The 21,061-nt window shown below is 69.8% G+C and carries 21 protein-coding genes and 2 pseudogenes; 7 read left to right on the top strand and 16 right to left on the bottom strand.

Annotated features, from left to right (window positions below; translation table 11 throughout):
- Positions 1–94 precede the first annotated feature (94 nt).
- From ACFY9I_RS37820 to ACFY9I_RS37840, 5 genes and pseudogenes are all read right to left on the bottom strand, one after another.
- Positions 95–592 (bottom strand): annotated as a pseudogene (locus ACFY9I_RS37820) (transposase); the annotation flags it as partial.
- Positions 593–892: 300 nt separating this feature from the next.
- Positions 893–1,081: pseudogene (locus ACFY9I_RS37825) on the bottom strand (dioxygenase); the annotation flags it as partial.
- A gap of 113 nt (positions 1,082–1,194) precedes the next feature.
- On the bottom strand, positions 1,195–2,190 hold the full coding sequence (locus ACFY9I_RS37830) for a nuclear transport factor 2 family protein (RefSeq protein WP_391010660.1): 996 nt from the start codon (positions 2,188–2,190) through the stop codon (positions 1,195–1,197).
- A 109-nt stretch (positions 2,191–2,299) separates the two neighbouring features.
- Positions 2,300–3,022: a YceI family protein gene (locus tag ACFY9I_RS37835; protein ID WP_391010663.1), complete on the bottom strand. Its 723-nt coding sequence runs from the start codon at positions 3,020–3,022 to the stop codon at positions 2,300–2,302.
- Between the two features lie 134 nt (positions 3,023–3,156).
- Positions 3,157–4,122 carry an SDR family NAD(P)-dependent oxidoreductase gene (locus ACFY9I_RS37840; protein WP_391010666.1) on the bottom strand — a complete coding sequence of 322 codons (966 nt, stop codon included), beginning with the start codon at positions 4,120–4,122 and terminating at the stop codon, positions 3,157–3,159.
- Between the two features lie 101 nt (positions 4,123–4,223).
- On the opposite strand from ACFY9I_RS37840, the gene ACFY9I_RS37845 reads away from it, so the two are divergent.
- A complete protein-coding gene (locus tag ACFY9I_RS37845; protein WP_391010669.1) occupies positions 4,224–4,799 on the top strand; it encodes a TetR family transcriptional regulator in 576 nt (191 codons plus the stop codon).
- A 187-nt stretch (positions 4,800–4,986) separates the two neighbouring features.
- On the opposite strand, the gene ACFY9I_RS37850 is transcribed toward ACFY9I_RS37845, so the two are convergent.
- The 9 genes from ACFY9I_RS37850 to ACFY9I_RS37890 all read right to left on the bottom strand — a co-directional run bounded on the left by ACFY9I_RS37850 (position 4,987) and on the right by ACFY9I_RS37890 (position 11,424).
- The gene (locus tag ACFY9I_RS37850) at positions 4,987–5,826 is read right to left on the bottom strand and encodes a class III extradiol dioxygenase subunit beta (protein ID WP_391010882.1); all 840 of its coding nucleotides are present in this window, start codon (positions 5,824–5,826) and stop codon (positions 4,987–4,989) included.
- A gap of 1 nt (position 5,827) precedes the next feature.
- The gene (gene ligA, locus ACFY9I_RS37855) at positions 5,828–6,184 is read right to left on the bottom strand and encodes a protocatechuate 4,5-dioxygenase subunit alpha (protein WP_391010671.1); all 357 of its coding nucleotides are present in this window, start codon (positions 6,182–6,184) and stop codon (positions 5,828–5,830) included.
- 31 nt (positions 6,185–6,215) lie between these two features.
- A complete protein-coding gene (locus tag ACFY9I_RS37860) occupies positions 6,216–6,968 on the bottom strand; it encodes an SDR family oxidoreductase (protein ID WP_391010674.1) in 753 nt (250 codons plus the stop codon).
- Complete coding sequence (locus tag ACFY9I_RS37865) at positions 6,965–7,246, bottom strand: muconolactone Delta-isomerase family protein (RefSeq protein ID WP_037692017.1); 282 nt, start codon at positions 7,244–7,246, stop codon at positions 6,965–6,967. Before ACFY9I_RS37865 ends, ACFY9I_RS37860 begins: the two co-directional genes overlap by 4 nt.
- A gap of 18 nt (positions 7,247–7,264) precedes the next feature.
- Positions 7,265–7,981 carry an alpha/beta fold hydrolase gene (locus ACFY9I_RS37870; RefSeq protein WP_391010677.1) on the bottom strand — a complete coding sequence of 239 codons (717 nt, stop codon included), beginning with the start codon at positions 7,979–7,981 and terminating at the stop codon, positions 7,265–7,267.
- Positions 7,978–9,036: a Rieske 2Fe-2S domain-containing protein gene (locus ACFY9I_RS37875; protein ID WP_391010680.1), complete on the bottom strand. Its 1,059-nt coding sequence runs from the start codon at positions 9,034–9,036 to the stop codon at positions 7,978–7,980. Before ACFY9I_RS37875 ends, ACFY9I_RS37870 begins: the two co-directional genes overlap by 4 nt.
- A 123-nt stretch (positions 9,037–9,159) precedes the next feature.
- A complete protein-coding gene (locus ACFY9I_RS37880; RefSeq protein ID WP_391010683.1) occupies positions 9,160–10,197 on the bottom strand; it encodes a 2Fe-2S iron-sulfur cluster-binding protein in 1,038 nt (345 codons plus the stop codon).
- Positions 10,198–10,339: 142 nt separating this feature from the next.
- Positions 10,340–10,678 carry a hypothetical protein gene (locus ACFY9I_RS37885; RefSeq protein ID WP_391010686.1) on the bottom strand — a complete coding sequence of 113 codons (339 nt, stop codon included), beginning with the start codon at positions 10,676–10,678 and terminating at the stop codon, positions 10,340–10,342.
- The gene (locus ACFY9I_RS37890; RefSeq protein ID WP_391010689.1) at positions 10,675–11,424 is read right to left on the bottom strand and encodes a PIG-L family deacetylase; all 750 of its coding nucleotides are present in this window, start codon (positions 11,422–11,424) and stop codon (positions 10,675–10,677) included. Before ACFY9I_RS37890 ends, ACFY9I_RS37885 begins: the two co-directional genes overlap by 4 nt.
- 275 nt (positions 11,425–11,699) lie before the next feature.
- On the opposite strand from ACFY9I_RS37890, the gene ACFY9I_RS37895 reads away from it, so the two are divergent.
- Complete coding sequence (locus ACFY9I_RS37895) at positions 11,700–12,383, top strand: 4-carboxy-4-hydroxy-2-oxoadipate aldolase/oxaloacetate decarboxylase (protein WP_391010692.1); 684 nt, start codon at positions 11,700–11,702, stop codon at positions 12,381–12,383.
- Between the two features lie 343 nt (positions 12,384–12,726).
- On the top strand, positions 12,727–12,855 hold the full coding sequence (locus ACFY9I_RS37900; protein WP_391010695.1) for a hypothetical protein: 129 nt from the start codon (positions 12,727–12,729) through the stop codon (positions 12,853–12,855).
- Between the two features lie 414 nt (positions 12,856–13,269).
- On the opposite strand, the gene ACFY9I_RS37905 is transcribed toward ACFY9I_RS37900, so the two are convergent.
- Positions 13,270–14,910: an AMP-binding protein gene (locus tag ACFY9I_RS37905; protein ID WP_391010698.1), complete on the bottom strand. Its 1,641-nt coding sequence runs from the start codon at positions 14,908–14,910 to the stop codon at positions 13,270–13,272.
- A gap of 414 nt (positions 14,911–15,324) precedes the next feature.
- Here ACFY9I_RS37905 and ACFY9I_RS37910 point away from each other — a divergent pair, with 414 nt between their 5' ends.
- The 3 genes from ACFY9I_RS37910 to ACFY9I_RS37920 all read left to right on the top strand — a co-directional run bounded on the left by ACFY9I_RS37910 (position 15,325) and on the right by ACFY9I_RS37920 (position 18,667).
- Positions 15,325–16,980 carry an ATP-binding protein gene (locus ACFY9I_RS37910; protein ID WP_391010701.1) on the top strand — a complete coding sequence of 552 codons (1,656 nt, stop codon included), beginning with the start codon at positions 15,325–15,327 and terminating at the stop codon, positions 16,978–16,980.
- A 17-nt stretch (positions 16,981–16,997) separates the two neighbouring features.
- Positions 16,998–17,615, top strand: coding sequence for a response regulator transcription factor (locus ACFY9I_RS37915; RefSeq protein WP_234441052.1), 618 nt, complete (start codon positions 16,998–17,000; stop codon positions 17,613–17,615).
- Between the two features lie 140 nt (positions 17,616–17,755).
- Entirely contained in the window at positions 17,756–18,667 is a 912-nt protein-coding gene (locus tag ACFY9I_RS37920) for an SDR family oxidoreductase (RefSeq protein WP_327725669.1), read from the top strand.
- 50 nt (positions 18,668–18,717) lie between these two features.
- Here the strand turns inward: ACFY9I_RS37920 and ACFY9I_RS37925 are convergent, their stop codons facing one another.
- On the bottom strand, positions 18,718–19,452 hold the full coding sequence (locus ACFY9I_RS37925; RefSeq protein WP_391010706.1) for an IclR family transcriptional regulator C-terminal domain-containing protein: 735 nt from the start codon (positions 19,450–19,452) through the stop codon (positions 18,718–18,720).
- A gap of 110 nt (positions 19,453–19,562) precedes the next feature.
- Between ACFY9I_RS37925 and ACFY9I_RS37930 the strand changes: the two genes are divergently transcribed.
- A complete protein-coding gene (locus ACFY9I_RS37930) occupies positions 19,563–21,044 on the top strand; it encodes an aldehyde dehydrogenase family protein (protein WP_391010709.1) in 1,482 nt (493 codons plus the stop codon).
- Positions 21,045–21,061 lie beyond the last annotated feature (17 nt).

Consider the following 21,061-nt stretch of genomic DNA (forward strand, 5'->3'; position numbering starts at 1 on the left):
ATGTTCGGCCGTGCTGGCCTCGATCTCCTTCGCAAACGCGTTTTGCTGGCACGGTGACATCCTCCGCACCGGATCACAAGATCGTCGACAGAACCCTGATCTTGACGTTGATGGCGTCGACGAAGAGGACCGGGTAGACGCTGTCCAGCGGGCGGTTGGACCATTCCGCCATGCCGTCCATCACCTTGTCGGTGATCGTGGAGATGGTGGCCTTGGACACGCTCGCCCCGTAGACCTCAGCCAGGTGCGCGGAGATCTCTCCGCGGGTGAGCCCCTTCGCGGACAACGACAGCACCATCTCGCCCACGCCGGACAGCCTGCGCTGGCGCTTTTTGACGATGGCCGGCTCGAACGTGCCCGCCACGTCCCGGGGTACCTTGACCTCTACCGGGCCGACATCGGTCAGCACCGTCTTCGCCCTGGTGCCGTTGCGGGAGTTGCCGCTGCCCCGGCCCTCGGCGTCGTGCTTCTCATATCCGAGGTGATCCGTGATCCCGCCCTCCAGGGCGGACTCCAGCACCCGCTTGGTCAACTGCACGAGCTGGCCGATGAGTCCGGCCGTGCGGGCGAGCAGGGCGAAGGCGCGGAGCAGGTTTAGCGGAAGACCGAGGTCGGCGAGTGCGGCACCGCAGACCCCGGCGCCGTTGAGTGGCAGGGTGCTGCCCAGCACCTGGGGTGGACCCGGCGGATGGCCGCGAACAGCGACAGATGCGGGCTGAACAGCCCTTCCTCCGTGGCGAGTTGGAACAGCCTCGGAGTGCGGGGTCACCTTGTTTGTGGACGTGGTGTCCGAGGCCGGGGATGAGCCCCCGGGGTCGGCCCCGAATCCGTCCGTCGGAGAGCCGTCGATGTGAAAGGGACCGAGCACCGTCGCCGGAGTGGCCTCCGCCGAGAAGTGATGGTTCAGCTGGACGACGAGCGTGCTCAGACCGAGGACGTCGGAGGCGAGGATGAACTCCTGGCGCTTGTCGTCACTGATCCGGCCGGTCGCCGTGAGCCACTCGACGGCCGCCGCCCATTCCTCCTCCGTCAGCCGGACCTCGCGGGCGTACGCGTGCAGGTGCCGCACCAGCGCCGTCATCAGCTCGGCAACGCTGCAATGGGGTGACTAGGTCGGACTCATGTCCGCTGCCGAGAAACGAGTGGCCCGTCACCGACCGGTGACGGGCCACGGGACCGCGAGGATCGGAGAGGTCAGAACATCGTGTTGTCGTTTGCGGAGGTGGCCGGGACGTCCTGTACGACGTCCCAGTGCTCGATGATCTTGAGCTCGCCGTTCTTCTGCTTCTTGACCCGGAAGATGTCCACGACGGACTGCCCACGGTCCTCGGGACTGAGGCGGTAGTGCGCGTGGATGGCGACGTAGTCCTTGTCGGCGATGACGCGCTTGCGTTCCACGATCAGGTTCGGGAACTGGCGGAAGAAGTCGGTGAACTGCTCGCGCAGGCCGGCCGAGCCGCTGGGGATGGTCGGGTTGTGCTGGTAGTACTCCGGCGCGAGGAACCTGACGGCGTCGGGGTTCTTGTCGACGAGGAGGGTGTCGAAGTAACGGGTGGCGATCTTCTCGCTGAGAGGTGTGCTCCAGCGAGGGCCGCTGGGCTGGTTCGTGTGCGGGTTGCTGACCGTACCGAACATGTCGTTGCCGTTGACGGTGGTCGCCGGCACGTCCTGGACCGTGTCCCAGTGCTCGGCGATCATGCCGCTCCTGGGGTCGAAGCGGAAGATGTCGACCACGGCCGCGCCACGGGTGCCGGGCTCGAAGACGGGGTTGGAGTGCACCAGGACCAGGTTGCCCTGGGCGAGGACCCGCTTGACGTTGTACTGGTGGTCCGGGAAGCGCGCGGTCCAGTCGCGGATGAAGTTCTTGATCGCTTCCCGGCCGTTGGGGGCGGCCGGGTTGTGCTGGATGTAGTCCGCGCGGATGTTCCGGTCGGCGACCTTGAGGTTGCCCTCCTCGAAGAGCTGGGTGAGAACGTGGACGGCGACGCGCTTGTTGCGCTCCTGCGTGGCGGGGCTCGTGTGCGGGGCGTCGAGGCCGAGGGGCAGACCGCTGTGGGACGGCGCGGAGGCGGTGGCCGTGGCGGCAGGTGCGAAGCCGGCCACGGCTCCTACGGTCGCCGCGGCCAGGAGGGTGGCTATGGCCTTACGGGTCAGCCTGGTGGCGCTGTTCGACCGGGTGGTGCTGTACATGGAGGATCTCCAATGCGTGCGGACGGCGGTGAAACGCGTCGTTGGGCGTCTGGTGAGAGAGATGGGGCGGGAGTGAGGGGGCCCGTGTGGCCCTCCGGCCCGTATGGGTTCAGGCGCGCTCGAAGGTGAGGAGGAACTCGATGTCTCCCTCGTCCTCCACCGCGATCCCGCCGAAGTTGGGTGCGTCGATGCCGTAGTCGGCGAAGGTGACCGGAATGGAGCCATTGACCCGGAAGCCGTCGGCGGTGCGCTGGGCGTCGAGGTCGAAGGAGACGGGGTTGGTCTCGCCGTGGATGGTCAGCTCGCCCGTGGCCTCGGCGCTGACCTGCTCGCCCACCTCCGGCGTCGACCCGAAGTCGACGGGCTCGGTGAGCTCGAAGGTGGCCTCGGGGTACCGCTCGGTGTTCATGACCCGGCCGCGGAACTGGCCGTCGCGCTGGTCGGAGTCGCTCTTCACCGAGGCCAGGTCGACGGTGAAGGATCCGCTGACGGCCCGGTTGCCCTCGATCTCCAGCCCGCCGGTGACCTCCTCGGTGCGGCCCACCGCCGTGACGTTCTGGCCGAAGAGGACCTCGTCGACCCGGTAACCGGCCTGCGAGCCGCTGCCCACCCGCCAGGCGCCCTCGACACCCTCCTGCCCGGCCTGCTTCCCGGAACCTGAGGAACCCCCGGAGGAGTCCGAGTCTGGCGGGTTGTCGAGCGAGAGGGCGGCCGGTGGCTCGTCCTGGACGTAGTTGATGTAGATGTAGGGGCCCGCCGTGCCCAGCACGGCGGCGGTGGCCACACCGGCGATGAGCCAGCGCTTCCAGTGCCTGCGGATGCTGCCTGCCATGGTGTCTCCCTGAGTATCTGAAGATTTCAACTGAAGTTTCAAGTATTTGGTCGGGGGGCGGCCTGGGTGTAAGGGCTGGAAGGGCTGCTACGGGGTTTCCGCGGGCTCGGTCGAGGTCGGCGAGCGGCGTGAGGTCAGTTCAGGAGCTGCTCGGAGACCTGCCAGAGTCGCTCGGCCGCCTCCGGGTCCAGGGCGTGCGGCGCGACCCCGGTGTGGGTGCCCGGCTGGTGCGGTGGGGCCTCGTCGCAGTCCTCGAAGTACCGGCCGCTGATGCCGTCGAGCAAGGGTGAGGTGGCCAGCAGGACGGAGGTCGCGGCGCCCTGTTCGACCGATTTGAAAGACATCTCGGGCAGGGGCGTTCCTTCACCGAGGAGGGCTTGCAGGTGGGTCATGAACAGGCCCATCTGCTCCTCGTCCATATAGCGCCCCAGGTTGGTCCGGATCCCGCCGGGCATCAGCGCGTTGGCCGTGATCCCGTCGTCGGCCCATCGCCGTCCGGCCTCGACCGCGAACAGCACGTTGGCCGTCTTGGACTGTCCGTACGCCAGCCACGGGTCGTAGGGCCGCTCGGTGAAGTGGAGGTCGTCGAAGACGACGGGCGAGAACAGGTGCCCGCTGGAACTCACGGACACCACGCGGGCGCCGCCGGCCCCGGCGAGCGCGCCGTGCAGTTGGGTGGTCAGGGCGAAGTGCCCCAGGTGGTTGGTGGCGAACTGCAGCTCCCAGCCCTGGGGTGTGCGGCTCTCCGGGGCCGCCATGACCCCCGCGTTGTTGACAAGGATGTGCAGCGGACCCTGCCATGCGGCCGTGAACGCGCGGACGGATGCCGGATCGGTCAGGTCCAGCGCGGCGACCCGTACGCCTTCGTTGCCGGTGGTGGCCCGGATGGCCGCGGCGGTGCGGTGGCCCGCCTCGGTGTCCCGTACGGCGAGCGTGACCTCCGCGCCGGCGCCGGCGAGCGCCCGGGCGGTCTCCACGCCGATGCCGGACGCGGCCCCGGTGACGACGGCGCGGCGGCCCGTGAGGTCGATGCCCGCGATGACGTCGGAAGCCGTGGACCGGCCGGTGAACGGAGTGGTGATGCCTGGAGTCGTGGCCATTCTCGCAATGCTCCCTGTTTGCTACGCTCGAAGCGGAGGTGCCTCCGGTTGCTCGAACCTTAAACGGAGGGCCCTCCGATTGTCCAGGAGGAAGGAAAGCTGTGACCAGCAGCACACGTGGACTGCGCGCCGACGCGAGACGCAACCGGGAACGCCTGCTCGAAGCCGCGGGGCGCGCGTTCTCCGAGGTCGGCACGGACGCGTCCCTCGAGGCCATCGCCAAGGACGCCGGCGTGGGCATCGGAACGCTCTACCGGCACTTCCCCACCCGCGAGGCCCTGCTCGAGGCCGCCTACCGCAACGAACTCGCCCGGGTCTGCGACAGTGCCACCGAACTGCTCGCACAGCTCCCTCCCGACCAGGCCATGCGGCAGTGGATGGACCTGTTCATCGACTACCTGGCCACCAAGCAGGGCATGGCGGACGCGTTGAAGGCCGTCATCGCCTCCGGCGACGAGGATCCGTTCGCCGAAAGTCTGGAACGGATCAGCACCGCCATCAGCACCCTGCTGCACGCCGGGGCCGAAGTGGGAGTCCTGCGCTCGGACGTGGACCCCCTGGACGTCGGCTTCAGCCTCGGCGGTGTTCTGCTGATCACCAGCGACAAGGGGCTGCGCGACCGCGCGGGCCGCATGCTCGACCTCCTGCTCGACGGGCTCCGCCACCGCTCCGGCTGACGCGCCCCGGCGTGAAGGGTGTCCAGGACAGGCCTCGTCGCGCGGCACACCCGTGCCGGGAGTGGTGGGGCCGTCGGGCTCCGTTCGGTGGCGAGACCCGCACCGGAGGAGACTCGGCCCGCGGTCCACGCCGGACCGGGTCACACGCCCACGTCACCGGCGTCGGCCGGTCAGGACTGACGGTGAATCACCGGCTCAGGTTCTCGAACAACACCATGCCGGCCGCCGTGTTGGACGCGGGTACGTGGTACGTCTCGTGCACGCGTCGGATCCGTGGCCCCAACGCACCGCGCATGATCAGCCACATGATGAGTTCGATGCCCTCGGAGCCGGCCTCGCGGATGTACTCCTCGCGCGTCAGTGCGGCCAGCTTCACAGGGTCGTGCTCGATGGCGTCCAGGAACATCCGGTCGAAGTCCTGGTTGATCAGTCCCGCGCGGGCGCCCGCGAGCTGGTGGGACATGCCGCCCGTACCGAAGACGGCGACCTTGAGGTCCTCGGGGAAGGACCGGATCGCCTCGCCGAGAGCGCGGCCGAGGGCCAGGCACCGTGCGGCGGTCGGCTGCGGGTACTGGATGACGTTCACCAGGAGGGGCACCACCGCGCAGGGCCAGCGTTCGCCGGGATCGGGGCAGTACACCGACAGGGGAACGGTCAGGCCGTGGTCGACGTCGAGTTCCTGATAGACGGTGAGGTCGAAGGAGGCGTCGATCAGGCTGTTGACGAGGTGGTCGGAGAACTCGGGAGCGCCCGTGACCGCGGGCACCGGGCGGCTGCCCCATCCCTCGTCGGCCACCCGGTACGACTCCGCCGTTCCGAGCGCGAAGGTCGGCGTGACGCTCATGTCCACGGCGTTGGCGTGGTCGTTGTAGACGACGACCGCGATGTCGGGCGTGTGCCGGGCCATCCACTCCCGGGCCGGCGCGTATCCGTCGAACAGCGGCTTCCAGTAGGGGTCCTCGGTCTTCCCGCGGTCCATGGCCGCACCGATCGACGGCACGTGCGATGTGGCCAGACCCCATATCACCTCAGCCAAAGCTCCGCCCTCCCGCTTTCAGTGCCTGCGCGAACTCCTCGGTGGTCATGCCCGTGAACACCCCGCCGAGGTACTGCATGGATCTCTGGTCGACCATGGCGAGCTTGAAGACGTAGAAGATGGAGCCGCCCAGCTCCATCATCCGGTTCCAGTCCCGTCGCAGGACGGCGTCCCGCTGCTGGACCGTGAGCCCGTACGTCTCGCAGTACGCCGCTTCGTCGGCTTTGAACCTTTCCCGGTTCTCGGCCTCCTTGAGGGAACCGCAGAGCCGGTTGAGGGCCCGGGCGCGTCGGCTTTCCGCGGCGTCGAAGACGTAGGTGCCTGGGACCTGGGGTGTGATGCCGTTCATTCGTTCCTCTCCTCTCCCGTGGTGTCGCCGGTCAGTGCAGGAGCCCGCCGCCGTCGCAGACGAGTGTCTGGCCGGTAACCATGACCGCGTCGGGGGACGCGAGATAGGAGACGAGGCCGGCGAAGTGCTCCGGGGTGACGAACTCCTCGATCGCCTGTCGGCGCATGGTCGCGGCGAACACCTCGTCGTCGGAGTGCGCCCGGGTGCCAGGAGTGGCCACCTGCGCGGGTGCCACCGCGTTGACGGTGATCCGGTGCTCGCCCAGCTCGCGGGCCATCACCCGGGTCATGCCGATGAGTGCGCCCTTGCTGGCCACGTAGGCGATCTGGCCCGGCGCTCCCGTGAAGAAGGTGCGGGAGGCGACATTGATCACCCGCCCTCGATACGGGCTTGCGCTCAGCCAGGGCACACAGGCCTGCACCATGAGCAGCGGGCCGACGGCGTTGACGGCGAAGAACCGGTGCAGTTCCTCCGGGGTCGTCTCCAGCAGTGGTGCCCGGCCGGAGAGCAGTCCCGCGTTGTTGACGAGTACATCGATCCGGCCACCGCCGTACGTTTCGGCGATCTCCGTCACGGCCCGGCGGGTCGCGGCCGGATCTGTGACGTCGCAACGCCAGGCCCGGACACCCGGAATCGGGTCCGTGTCGTCGGGTTCGGCGATGTCCAGGGCGGCGACCGCGAATCCGTCCCCGGCCAGTCTGCGGGCGACGGCGAGCCCCAGGCCACCGGCGGCACCTGTGACCACCGCGACCCGTGGGCTTCGACCGTCAGGGCGCACGGTCATGGCGCCTTCTCCTGCGGATGGGTGGCGAGCGCCTCGACGGTGATGTCCATCCATTTCCACATGGGCAGGGAGACCAGGGCGTCGTGCAGTTCCGCCGGATCGGCTGCTTCGTACAGGCCGATGGTCGCGTTGCGGCCCGGAACCCGCCACAGCCGCTTGAGGATTCCCGACTCCCTGAGCTGCATGGCCCGTTCGCGCTCGCCCTTGCGCAGGCTCTCGCGTACGTCGTCAGGCGTGTCCGGGGGCAGCGTGTTCTCGGTACGGACGAGGAATTCCATGGGGCGTTCCTTCACGGGTCAGGCTGCCGCGATCTCCAGCAGCAGTTCGGCCAGTCGGCCCGGGGCGGTGACCATGGCCTCGTGGCCGGTGGCGATCTCGTGGACCGGCCAGCCACGGGCGGCTGCACGCTCGGCGTGCGGGGTGAACACCCGCATCCAGTCGGTGCACTCGATGAAGGCGCCGGGTACCTGGTCGGCCTTCCCGGTGAGACGGAGGGGTTCGGTGTAGGTCAGCCAGGGGTGTGGGGTCAGCCGGGGGCCGAGCCAGTCCAGGTCCGACTGTTCCTTGACACCCAGCACACTCAGCGAGCGCACCGGGATGAGCCAGCCGAAGCCGGGGCCGGCCACGGACTCCCGGTAGTGCCCGGCGATGCGTTCGGGAAGGAGGTCGATCGCCGCGTCCTTGTCGTCGCCGACGAAGGCGTCGAGGTGCACGCGCCGGGCCAGCCGGTCGGGGATCCGGTCCGCGACCCCGGTGACGACCTGGCCGGCGTAGCTGTGCCCGACGAGGACGACGTCCCGGGCGTCGTGGGCCTCGATCAGCGCCACGACGTCCTGGATGTGGGTGCTGAGCCCGATCTGCGGGCTGAGCAGATGGGCACGGTCGCTCACCCCGGTCAGCGTGGGGGAGTGCACTTCGTGCCCGGCCGCGCGCAGCAGCGGTGTGACGTGCCGCCATACCCATCCGCCGTGCCAGGCTCCGTGGAGCAGTACGAAGACGTGGCGGCCGCTCATACGGACGCCCTGCTGTGAGCGATGCGGGCGTCCTGCTGTGCGCGCTGTTCGCGGGCGAGCATCTTCACCACCGCACGGCGTCCGCGGAGTGCGGCGAGGTCGGACCTGATGCTGGACTCGGCGGTGCCGCCCGGATCGGTGGCGTACATGATCTCCTGCGCCTCCAGGGCGTCGACGTCCTCCTGCATCACGGCGAGTTGCTGCTCGTGCTGGAACTTCGTGAGCTCCTGGTCGTCGATGAGGTAGTCGCGGCCAAGTGCGTAGAAGTCGTGCGTCTCGTTGCCGCGCCCCGGTGTCATCCCGTAGAGCACCTTCATGTGGAAGCCGTCCGGCTCCTCGGTGCCGGTGGCCGCGACGCGGATATTGAGGACGAAGATGCCCGGAGGGTAGAAGTCGCCGTCCTGCCAGCGGTCCACAGGAGAGGTCAGCCCGCAGGACTTCTCGTAGAACGGAGGGGCGTCGATGCCGATCATGCGTCGGCTGAAGCCGACCCGGTCGCCGTCCACGGTCACGTCGATCGGGGTCGCGGCGACGGCCGCGTTGCCGATGCTCGTCGGATGCAGGAACGTCTCATGGGTGAGGTCGAGCAGGTTCTCCAGGAGCAGCATGTGCCGTGCCTTCAGCGGGACGACGCCGTGCACATGGGTCCAGCTCGGGTCGGTCAGCCACGAGGTGTCGGGCAGCAGGCCCTCGTCGGCCAGTTCCGGGTCCCCGGGCCAGATCCATATGGCACCGTCCCGCTCGACCAGCGGAAACCGGCGCAGTGCCGCCTTGGGGCGGTCGGCCTGCTCGGCGACCCCGACGCACACGCCCTGGCCGTCGAAACGGTAGCCGTGGTAGTCGCACTGGAGGGTTCCCTCGTCGTCCAAGTGGCCCAGGGACAACGGGTACTTGCGGTGGGGGCAGCGGTCCTCGACGGCCGTGACGGTCTGGTCGGGCAGCCGGTAGAAGCAGACGGGAATGTCCGTGATCCAGCGCTGCTTGAGTGTTCGGCCGATCTCGTCGGACCAGGCTCCCAGGTACCAGCCGTTGCGCACGTGCTGTGTCAATGTCATCGCGGGTCCTTTCTTCGGCGTCGGCCGTCCGGCTCGGGCGTGTGCCGGGTCGGTGATGGGTACTGAGGTGCACCGGTCCGCTTGCGACCCCGACAGGGCGCTGTCCGGACCGGGTTGGGGGTGTCAGAGATCCAGGACGAGGCGTCCGCCGCGCGCCCGGGAGACGCAGATCAGCATCGTGTCGTTCGCGGCGCGCTCGTCCTCGGTGAGCAGTGAGTCGCGGTGGTCGACCTCACCCTCCAGGACGGAGGTCTCGCACGAGCCGCAGATGCCTTCCTCGCACGAGGACAGGACAGGGACGCCCGCCTCCTCCACGGCCTTGAGGACCGACAGGCCGGGCGGCACGGTCACTGTGGTCCCGGACGCCCGCAGTTCCACCTCGATCGGCTGCTCGGCCGTGTCGTCGGCGGGCTGTCGGACGGCCGCCGCGGCGAACCGTTCGATGTTCAGCGCACCGGTCGGCCAGTCGGCGCAGTGCGCTTCGACCGCGTCGATGAGCCCTGCGGGGCCGCAGCAGTACACCAGCGTGGACGGGTCGGGATCACCGAGGAAGCCGGCGAGGTCGAGCAGTCCGTGCTCGTCCTGCGGCCGCACAGTCACGCGCTCGCCGTGGCCCTCCAGTTCGGACAGGAACGCCATGGAGGAACGTGTGCGGCCACCGTAGAGCAGGGACCACTCGGCCATGGCGGCATCGGCCTCGGCGATCATCGGGAGCAAGGGGGTGATGCCGATGCCGCCGCCGACGAACAGGTATCGGGTGGCGGGCCGCAGCGGGAAGTTGTTGCGCGGGCCGCGCACCCGAAGTTCGCCGCCCTCCTCGACGTGGTTGTGGATCCACTGCGAACCGCCGCGCCCGTCGGGCTCCCGGAGCACCGCGACACGCCAACGAGCCGTGTCTCCCACAGGGCCGCACAGCGAGTACTGCCGGGTGGCGCCCGTCGGCAGGACGACGTCGATGTGCGCGCCGGGCTGCCAGACCGGCAGCGGTTCGCCCGAACTCACCGCGAGCTCCAGCGACACGACGTCGTCCGCCACCGCCTGCCGGGCCAGCACCGTGACGGTGCCTTCGAACTCGGTGCCGCGCCGGGTCCCGGACGGCGTTCCGGCCGCGGCGGAACCGAGAGGGCGCGTGTCCGGGGCGGTGGCTGAGGGGCTCGTCACGTTCGTCATCTCCTCGGTACGGTCGGCAGGGCGGGCCGCCCGGTGTCGGTGGCGGCACGACCGACGCTAGCCACCGCGGGATGCCCAGGTCATCGCTCGAATGACCGGACCGGGGCGGCGTATGGTCGTGGCCCGGACTACGTCATCCGTCGCGCGGGCCGGGCATGTCGTCGTCCCTGCCTGCCCGCGGGGCCTGGTCGAGGTGGATCCGCACCTGGCGGTCGTCCTCGTTCCAGAGGGCTTCCACGACGGCGTGCAGCCGTTCGACGCCGGTGCGCCACATCACCACGCCGTGCCGGTCGTCGCGTGTGAGTGCGTCCTCGGGGACGGCCTCGGCCAACAGACTCCGGGGGTCGTACGTTCCGGCCGTTCCGTGCACCCTGTCGGTTTCGTCCGTGAACTGCACGTACAGAGACGTGTCGAGGAAGGGAACCCAGACGTGTGTGGCCGCGCGGGCACCCGTCGCGTTGTGCGCCGTCATGCCAGGACATCCGTCGTCTGCGGGTAGAGCCGCACGTACGCCTCTCCCATGGTTCCGTGTGCGAGGCCGAGGTTGGGTCCGGCGTTGCGCTTCAGCTGAACGCCGCGCCGCTTGGCGAGGTCGGTGTAGTAGTCCCACATGTGCTGCTGTGCGGCCAGGCACTCCATGGCCTTGCGCTTCCTGTCGAAGACGGGGGTGATGTCCAGCAGGACGTTCGGCTTGAAGTCGCACTGCTCCGGCTGGTGCGGCTCGAAGAAGAACACCGGGGGAGCGCCGAGCGGTTCACCTGGCGCGTCGTAACCGACCGCCTGGGCGAGTACGCGTGCCTGGAGCGCCATGCGGGCGGCGGCCGGATGGTCGCCGTTGTAGGGGTCCGTGAGGGTGTGGGTGAGGACGACCGCGGGATCCACCTCCCGGTACACGTGCACGACGCGGTCCACCAACTCCTGGGTCTCCGGCAGCGGGTAGTCCCCGGCGTCCAGGAACTCGATCTCCGCACCCAGCGCGGCCGCGGCGTTCGTGGCCTCGGTGCGGCGGAGTTCCTTGATCTCGTCCAGGCTCAGGCCGTCCCGCCAGGCACGGGCGGACTCGCCGCGCTCGCCGAAGCTCAGGCACAGCACCTTCGCGCGCTGACCGCGTTCGGCGGCCAACGCGATGGCGCCGCCGGCCCGCCAGACGAAGTCGCCCGCGTGCGCGCTGATCACCAGCAGCGCGCCTTCGGACGTGGTGGAGGTGTCGTGGCTCATCAGTACTCCTTGGGTCGAGTGGGTTGGGTGGGTGAGTAGAGGGAAAGGCAGGTGGGCCCCGGATGCGGGCCGGAGACGGCCGGGATCGCTGTCGGCGTGCCGGGGTGGAGAACTCGGACGTCGGCCGAACTCCCATGCCTTCGCACGGACTTGACCGATGGTGCGACGAAATGGATCAGCCAAGTTGATGTCACCATATATCCAACTTTTTTGTTGACAATGGTGTTTTCTTCATGAAGTCTCCTGACACCAACCCTGAGTATTTCGGAGGAGTTATGCGCGACCGCCACGTCGTTGTGAGGAACATCGCCCGGCCCGCTGCCGACGTCGTCGCCCGGCTCGCCGAGGCGGGGGTGTCCACGGTCCACGAAGCCATCGGCCGCCGCGGCTTCGCGGGGACCGGTCTGATGCCGAATCAGCGAAACGTGCGTGTGGCCGGTCCCGCGGTGACGGTCAGCTCCCACCCGGGGGACAACCTGATGATCCACGCCGCCGTAGAGGTCTGCCGGCCCGGGGACGTCCTGGTGGTGACGACCACCTCGCCGTCCACGGACGGCATGTTCGGCGAACTGCTGGCGACCTCCCTGGCCACCCGGGGCGTCATCGGCCTGGTCACGGGAGCCGGTGTCCGCGACACCGCCGAGCTGCGGGGCATGGGCTTCCACGTCTGGGCGCGGTCGGTGTCCGCGCAGGGCACGGTGAAGGCGTCCCCGGGATCGGTCAACGTGCCCGTGACACTCGGCGGAGTGAACGTTTCCCCTGGTGATGTCGTCGTCGCCGACGACGACGGCGTGGTCGTCGTGCCCCTCGCGGAGGCGGAGGAGGCGGCCGAGCTCGCGGAGAAGCGGATCGCCAAGGAGGCGGCCACCCGCGAGGTCCTGCGCTCCGGGACTCTGGGTGTCGACTATTACCAACTGCGCGCCAAGCTGGCCGACCTGGGTGTCGTCTATCAGGACTGACCGCACGCCCACGCCCCCGCTGCTGTGCCGCCGGAGCCCGCGCTGCCGACGGCACGGCGCCGGCAGCACGAGGGTGAGTACGCACCGCGACAGCGCCTGGTCGAGGCGGACCCCTGCGAATGGTTCGGCGCCGCCCGCGCCGACGTCAGGTCGGCTCGGCGGCAGCCGGCGGCGGAGGACCCGGTGGAGATCCGGCGCAATCGTGGCGCACGCGCCCGGGAGAGCAGCTCCGCCGAGGCCGTCCGGATCACCGAGGTGCGGATGGTCGTGGAAAACCTGATGGCCGCTCTTACAGAGGGTCAGCCGAGCGCAGGCCGAGGAACTGCGCGGCATCGGCACGGACATGGCGAAGGCAGTCGCCGACGGCGAACTGATGACGTACAGCGACCTCGACGCCCGTCCGCACGGCCGTGTGCGCGACCTCGCCGGCGATGACAGGGCCGAGCAGGTCCTCGAACGGCTGCGGGCGTAGACAGTCCGACACCGTTTCGTGCTCTCCCCGGTGCCGGGGCGGGCCCATGTGTCGCTGCCCCGGCACCAGCGGATCATCGCGGCGATCGTCACCAATGACCCGGCGGCGGCCGAAGCCGTCGCGCGGGACCATGTGGCCGGTGTGGTGGAGGCACTGCGGACGCGCGGAGCCCGCCAGGAACGCGCGAGCCGAGCCCGGCCGTGGCAGCAGACCACGGCGGACCCGCGGTACCCCCAGTGGCTTCCGCCTTCCGGGAACGGGAACGAGGCCCTTGCGTCCATCGGCTCGGGACCGAGGCCGTACGCCTCCTGCGGACCGGCGCTGCCGCTGGAACGCCGCGTGGACCGCCGCGTGGACCGCCGTACGGGCCGCGCGGCGGCGTGCTGGTCGGCCATGGCTGCTCGCACCCGACTGTCACACTCTGTCGCCCGCGTCGGACTCCTGGACGGTCTTCTTGGCCCAGGCGACTTCGAGCTTTCCGGTGGGGGTTCGGGGCAGGACGTCCGTCAGGACCACGGAGCGCGGCACCTTGTAGCCGGCGAGGCTCCGCCGAGCCCAGTCGCGCAACTCCTGCCCGGTGACGGTCGTGTCCGCCCGGACCGCCACGACGGCGGCGACCCGCTCGCCCCAGGTCTCGTCAGGGACGCCGACGACGACACAGTCGGTCACACCGGGGTGGGAGAGCAGGGCGTTCTCCACTTCCTGCGGGTGCACCTTCTCGCCGCCCGTGTTGATCACGCCCGAGCCGCGTCCGAGGAACCGGATCGCGCCGTCGGCCTCAAGACGGGCGAGGTCACCGGGGATGGCGTACCGGACTCCGTCGATGGTGCGGAACGTCGTCGCGCTCTTCTCGGTGTCCTTGTAGTAACCGAGCGGCATGGGCCCGCAGTAGGCGAGCATCCCGACGTCGTCACCGCCGGGTTCGACGAACCGGTCGTCGTCGCCGATCACCCTCGTCGCGGGCACGGGGAAGAATCGGGCGGGCAGGTCTCCGAGGGAGGAGGTGATCGCGAAGGCGAAAGGCCCCCCTTCGCTCGACGCGATGGCATCGATGACCGTGATCTCGGCTCGCTCGTGCAGTCGCCGCTTGAGCACGTCGCTGAGAGCTGTGCCGGAGCTGAGGACTCTGCGCACAGAGCGCAGAGCGTGCGGCGTCCCCGCCTGCTCCGCCCGCACGAGCTCGTCGACGAGCGGTCGGCACACGGCATTGCCCGCGACGATGACCGTCGCGACCCGCTGATCGGCGACCGTGCGCCAGACGTGCTCCGGGTCGAGCCCGCCCTGCCGCGCGGTGACCGCCCTGCCGCCCACCATCAAAGCGCCCATGGTGTTGAACAGTCCGGTGGCGTGCATCAGCGGTACGACGGGCATCGTGGTCGGCGCGCTGCCTTCGCGGTGTGCCTCGACCGCGATGGCCACGGCCTCGTCGAGCGTCGCCGGCAGCTCGGTGACACCGAGCGGATGGAAGATCGGCACCACCAGGGAGTGCAGCAGATCGCTCTGTCGCCACACCACGCCCTTCGGCTTGCCGGTGGTCCCGCCCGTGTACATGAAGAGTCGGTCGGATCCGGGGCGTGGCTGCGGCCTACGCGGTTCATGCGCCGCCAGCAGTTCTTCCAGCTCGGGTACGGCAGGCCCGGCCGGGCCGCCGGCAGGCTCGGCGCCGTCCCTCACGAGCAGCTTCAGCGTGCTCACATGGGCGGCGGCATGCGTGACCCGGGCGGCCAGGGCGCCGCTGAAGACGACCACTGCCGCGTCGGCGTCGGCCAGGAGTTCGGAGAGCTCCTCGCCGGTGTAGCGGTAGTTGGCGTTCACCGGTACGGCACCGAGCTTGAAGGCGGCGAAGACCGTCTCCAGGTAGGTGGCGCCGTTGTACAGGTAGCAGGCCACGGTGTCGCCCTCGCCGACGCCGGCCTCCTCCATCGCGGTGGCCAGCCGGGACGCCCGCTCGTCGAACTCGCGGTAAGTGATCTCGCGCGCTGGCTCCGTGATGGCGACGGCATGGGGCAGCGCATGGCACACCGCCTCCCAGATCGTGCCGATGGACACGTCCACGTCTCGGACCTCCTCGTCCTCGATGGCTCGCGCGGACCACATGATCGAGCAGGCCGCTCGTGCGGCCCCACGGACCCTTTCGGGGGAGTGAAACGGTCCGCGGGGCGCCCTTCCAACCTAGGCAGCCGCCCTCAGCAGGGGGAACGCGAGCATTGACTGAACCTGATCGGCGCTTCGTCCCGCCGATGAACAGGTCGAATGACGTAGGACCGCCCGGAATCCGCCGGGCTACGATGCTGTCCACGGTCGAGGGCAGACTGCGCGAGGGCACCGACGCCGTGGACTGCCCTGAGTCGGCTTCGTCCCCAGGCCGACCGACGCCTGCCGCGGAGGCACCCGGTTCCACGCAGCGTCCGCCTGGCACGGCGGGCTCCCGGGCAGGTTCATCGTTCGTCGACCATGAGGAGATCGGTCATGTCCGCGTCGCCGCTCGTGGGGTGGGACGACATCGCCGCCGCCGCGCCGGACGGCCTCGCTGTTCTGGACTGCGTGGGCCGCTTCGTTCGGCTGAACCCGGCGGCCGTCGCGCTGCTCGAGGCGGACTCGGAGGGTGAACTGATCGGTGGGCCGTCCCCGTTCACGCCGCCGGAGGGGGTCGGCGCATGCCGGGCCGGGCTGCTGGAAGCTCGATCGGACGAGCAGGTGGCCCACTGGGAGCCCGCATCCGGGCCCCGTCGCGAGTTCGCCTACCGGACCCGCAGTCTGCCGACCGACCCGAAGTTCACGGTGGTGTCGTTCCGCGACGTCACCGACGAATGGCATCGGCAGCGCAGGATCGCGGCGATCGCCCGGACGTCGATGGCGCTGGCTTCGGAAGGCTCGCTCAGCTCGACACTGGACGCCGTGGCCCGGCAGATCGTCCAGGCGGACGGCCTGGCCGGCGTGCAGATCCTCACCCTCGACAGCAGCGGCCGAGAACTGAGGCTGATGGGTTCCGCGGGGCTGCGGCACTGGGACGGGTTCCTCGACCGTCTCCTGGAGTGTCGTGACCGGGGCGCCCGGCTGTGCATGCTGGACACCCTGAGGGAGCGCAGGCCGATCGTCGTACCGCACCGATGGGCCCAGATCCTCGAGGACCCCGCCTGGGAACCGCTGCACGCGTACCTCGGGGAGCTGAACTGGGACTCTTTCGTCAGTGTGCCGCTGATGGCGCGCGGCCGCCCCGAAGGAGTGCTGAACGCCTACTTCGCCCCCGGCCAGGAGATCGGCAGCCGGACCCTGGAGTTCCTCGCCGCCATGGCGGAACAGGCCGCCCTCGCCGTCGACCACGCCACCCTGCTCCAGACGGAGCGTGAGGGTGCCCGCCGCAACGAGCGTCAGCGCCTGGCCCGCGACCTGCACGACTCGATCGTTCAGCAGGTGTTCTCCATCGGCATGCAGGCCAACGCCGTGGGAGTGCTGGGTGCGCGGGGCGAAGCGGTTTCCGCGGTGGCGGTCCGGAACTTCGCGGACGAAGTCGGGTCCCTGTCGCGGACCGTACTCGCCGATCTCCGGGCCATGGTGCACGAACTCCGTCCGTCCGCATCCCTCCGGCTCGGGCTGGAGGACGCGGTGACCACGCTCGTCAAGAGCACCGAGAACCGGACGGGTCTCAGCATCCGGCTGGAGTGCGGGCAGGAAGTGGACGCGGTCGAACCCGAACTGGCCGAGGACATGTACCGGATCGTCGCCGAGGCCATCCACAACGTGGTCAAGCATGCGGAGGCCACCGCCGTCACCATCCGCCTCGGTATACGCGACCACACGCTGACCGCCGTGATCCGCGATGACGGCCGCGGATTCGCTGACTCCGGCGGACGACGAGACGCGCCGGACAGCAAAGGGGGCCGAAGGACCGGTCCCCACCGGCACCACGGCTATGGACTGACGACCATGCGCGAAAGGGCGGAGCGATGGGGCGGCACCATGAGGATCAGATCCGGCGCGAGGAGCGGCACGACCGTACGGGTCGTCGCGCCCCTTCCGGTACGAGTGCCCCAGATGCCGCCCGCGGACTCGGAACGCGGCCGGAACGCTCCCTCGGCAGTCCCGCTCACGGAGGCGGAGCACTCCGCCCGGTCCGGGTCCTGATCGTCGACGACCACGCCGTGGTACGCCGCGGAATCCGCGCCTACCTCGAGGTCCTGGACGACATGGAGGTGGCCGCGGAGGCCGCGGACGGCCAGGAGGCGCTCACCAGGCTGGACGCGATGGCCGCGCACCGGGAACTGCCGGACGTGGTGCTGATCGACCTGCTCATGCCCAGGATGGACGGGGCCACGGCGATCGGAGCGATCAAGCAGCGTCACCCCGGTGTCCGGGTCGTGGTCCTCACCAGCTTCGGCGAAATGGAACGCGTTCACGCGGCGCTCGCCCAGGGAGCCGCCGGCTACCTGCTCAAGGACGCCGAAGCGGGTGAGGTGGTAGCCGCGATCCGCGCGGCCGCCCGGGGCGAGGTCTTTCTCGACCCCGCGGTGGCCAGGGGGCTCACCCAGGAGATCGTTTCGCCACCGACCGGGCTCGCCTCGCTCACCGGCCGGGAACGCGACGTGCTCGTCCTGGTCGCCGAGGGGCGGTCGAACCAGCAGATCGCCGACGAGCTGGTGATCAGCGAGCGCACCGCCCGCACCCACGTGAGCAACGTCCTGCGCAAGCTCCGGCTCACCTCCCGGACCCAGGCCGCGCTGCTCGCAGTACGGCAAGGGCTGGTGCCCCCGAAGGGCTGACCTCTGCGCCGACCGCGACGGATGTCCCGGACCGGACGGGACAGAGGTCGGCCACAGGTGCCGTCATCAGCGGGATCCTCACGGGCCCCGGCGTTCCTACGCTCAGAAGGACGCCGTGTCGACCAGCTCAGGAGGACATCATGCTCGACGGCAAAGCCGCCATTGTCACAGGTGCGGGCCGAGGCCTGGGACGTGCCTACGCCCGTGCCATGGCGGCGGCGGGTGCCTCCGTCGTCGTGAACGACCTCGACGCCGACGTGGCCGAGGAGACGGTTGACCTGATCACGGACGCGGGTGGAGCGGCTGTCGCGCATGTCGGGGCGGTCGGCGGTTCCGAGTTCGCCGACGGGCTGGTGCGGCGCGCGGTCGACGAGTTCGGCCGTCTCGATGTGATGGTCACCAACGCCGGTGCGCTGCGTGACAGGACCCTGCGCAACACCACCGACGACGACTTCGACGTCGTCGTCAACAGCCATCTGCGCGGTACGTTCACCTGCGGCCGCGCGGCGGCGGCCCACTTCCGGGAACAGGGCGAGGGCGGTCGGCTCATCCTGGTGGGATCGCCGGCGGGGCAGCGCGCCAGCTTCGGCCAGACCGCGTACTCGGCCTCCAAGGGCGCGATCGTCGCGATGACACGCACCTGGGCGCTCGAACTCGCGAAGATCGATGTCACCGTCAACGCCATCGTGCCCACCGCGCTGACCCGCATGGTGGCGACCATGCCCCGGGTCGGTGACCTGGTGGCGAAGGTCGACGCTGGGGAGCCCGTTCCCGACGCCGTCCGGCGCCAGGGGCTCGGATCGCCGGACGACGTGGCACCGGTCATCGTGTATCTGGCGTCGAAGGAGTCGGCCCACATCACCGGACAGGCCATCGCGGCGGGAGGCGACCGGATCGCTCTGTGGACGCACCCCGGTGAGGTCGAGGAGCGGTTCCGGCAGGACGGCTGGACCGCCGGATCAGTCGCGGAACTCTTCTCCGGCACCTATGCGGACCGGCTTCAGGACTTCAGGCCCACGCCCCTCGACCTGGCGGCCTTCGAGGAGGCGTGACGCGCACGCGGCCCCTCGACGGCCTGGTCCGTGCAGGGGGCAGTGGCTCCTCAGGCCTGCGGCACCGCGGCGACACGGGCGAAATCCGCACTGATGTCTCCCGCCGTCTGCAACAGCGGTGGCAGATGCTCCTCGACACGTCGCTCGACCGATGTCTCGGCCGCGTGACAGTTGACATTGAGCGCCGCGATGACCTTGCCGGAGCCGTCACGCAGCGGGGCCGCGACCGACCGGATACCGGGCGCCAGTTGCTGGTCCGTCAGAGCCCATCCCCGTGCTCGCACTTCGCGCAGGACCGCGTCACGTTCGCCGAGGTCGGGCTGCCAACACGGCGTCAGCCCCGAGCGGGAAGGCTCGGCGAGCACCTGCTTCAGCTCATCGGCCCGCAAGGCTGCCAGCAGTACCTTTCCCAGAGAGGTCTGCAGAGCCGGAAACCGCGTTCCGATCTGCACCGACAGGGTCACGAGCTTGGGGACAGCCACCCGGGCCACATAGATGATGTCCGATCCGTCCAGCTGAGCCACGGAGCACGACTCGCCGGTTCGCTCCACCAGGCGCTCCATATGGGGCCGCGCGATGTCCCACAGACCCATGGAGCGTACGTAGGCGACCCCGAGTTCGAGCACCCTGGGGGTCAGCGCGAACCCCGCCTCACACGAGCGGACATAGCCCAGTTCCTCCAGGGGCAGCAGAATCCTGCGGGCGGTCGGCCTGGCGAGCCCGGTGGCGCCGGCGACCTGACCCCAAACTGTCCGCCAGGCGGACCATTGTCCGGCAGGCGTCATCGCCCCTTCCTCCTCGCGCTTCCTGGTCATCGACGTCCGGCACGCCGAGAGGCGGGGAACGGCGCAGAGGCACGGAACGGCGGGGCCCACCTGATCCTCTGGAGAGTCACATGTCCGAAAGAGCCCACACCACACCGACGGAGACCGGGGCGGCACCTGTCCGTACCGGACTGCTCATCGACGGCAAGACCGTCGAGACCGAAGACTGGACGGCCGTCCACAACCCTGCGGCCCCTGATCAGACCGTCGGTCATGCCGCGGCGGCCACCGTTGAGCAGGCCCGGGCGGCGGTGGCCGCCGCGGACGCGGCGTTCCCCAGCTGGGCGGCGATGCCCGCACGCCGGCGAGCGGAGATCATCGGCCAGGCGCTCACCCTCCTCGACGGCAGTGAGGCCGAGCGGGCGGCCCTGATGACCAGGGAGAACGGCAAGGTCTCCTTCGAGAGCCAGGTGGAGATGGGGGTTTTCGTCGCACGCACCCGGGCGGCGATCGACCTGGCCGACTCCCTCGACCAGGTACGACGCCTCGACGGCCCTCCGCTGACCTCGCACATCCATCGGCTCCCTACGGGCGTGGTCACCGTCATCGTGCCGTTCAACTGGCCGATCGCCATCCTCGGGGCGAGCCTGCCGTACGCGCTGCTCGCCGGGAACACGGCCGTGGTCAAGCCCCCGCCCACCGTGCCGCTGGCCATGGTGCGCACGCTGGAGCTGTTCGCCGCGGGGCTCCCGGCGGGGGTGCTGAACGTCGTCACGGGCAGCAACGACGCGGTCGCCCCACTGCTCACCGACCCTCGTGTCCGAAAGATCGTCTTCACCGGCAGCACGGCCGCCGGCAAGCACATCATGGCGGCCGCCGCACAGAACCTCGCCTCGGTGACGCTCGAACTCGGCGGCAACGACCCCGCGATCGTCCTCGACGACGCCGTACTCGACCAGGAGCACATCGGACGGCTCGTCCAGGGCGCTTTCCTGACCAGCGGCCAGGTCTGCATGGCGGTCAAACGGGTGTATGTCCATCGCTCCCGCTACGACGAGCTCGTCGACGCGCTGACCTCCGCCCTCGACACCCATCGGGTGGGCGCGGGAACCGATCCCGCCTCGACCATGGGCCCGCTCAACAGCGCCGCCCAGCGCGACAAAGTCACCGCCATGCTGGCCGAGGCCGCCGACGCCGGAGCCGAGGTGCGCGAACGGGGCACCCTGGCCCCCGGCGCCGCCACCTCCGCCGGCCACTTCCTGCGTCCCGCACTCGTCCTCGACCCCGACCCCCGCTTGCGGATCGTCACCGAGGAGCAGTTCGGCCCCGCCCTGCCGATCTTGCCTTTCGACGACGTCGATTCCGTGGTGGACCGGGTCAACAACGACTGGTCGGGACTGTGCTCCTCGGTCTGGAGCGGCGATCCCGCCCACGCGGGCAGGATCGCCGAAAGGCTGCGTACCGGCACCACCTGGATCAACCACGCCAACGCCGTCGCGTGCGACGACCGGGCTCCCTTCGGCGGCTTCCGCCAGAGTGGCATCGGACGGGAGATGGGCTCGGAGGGTCTGCTCTCCTTCACCGAAGCGCACACCATCACGACGCACGGCTAGAAACGGCGAGTGCGGCT

This window comes from Streptomyces sp. NPDC012510 (assembly GCF_042955065.1).
Taxonomy (GTDB): domain Bacteria; phylum Actinomycetota; class Actinomycetes; order Streptomycetales; family Streptomycetaceae; genus Streptomyces.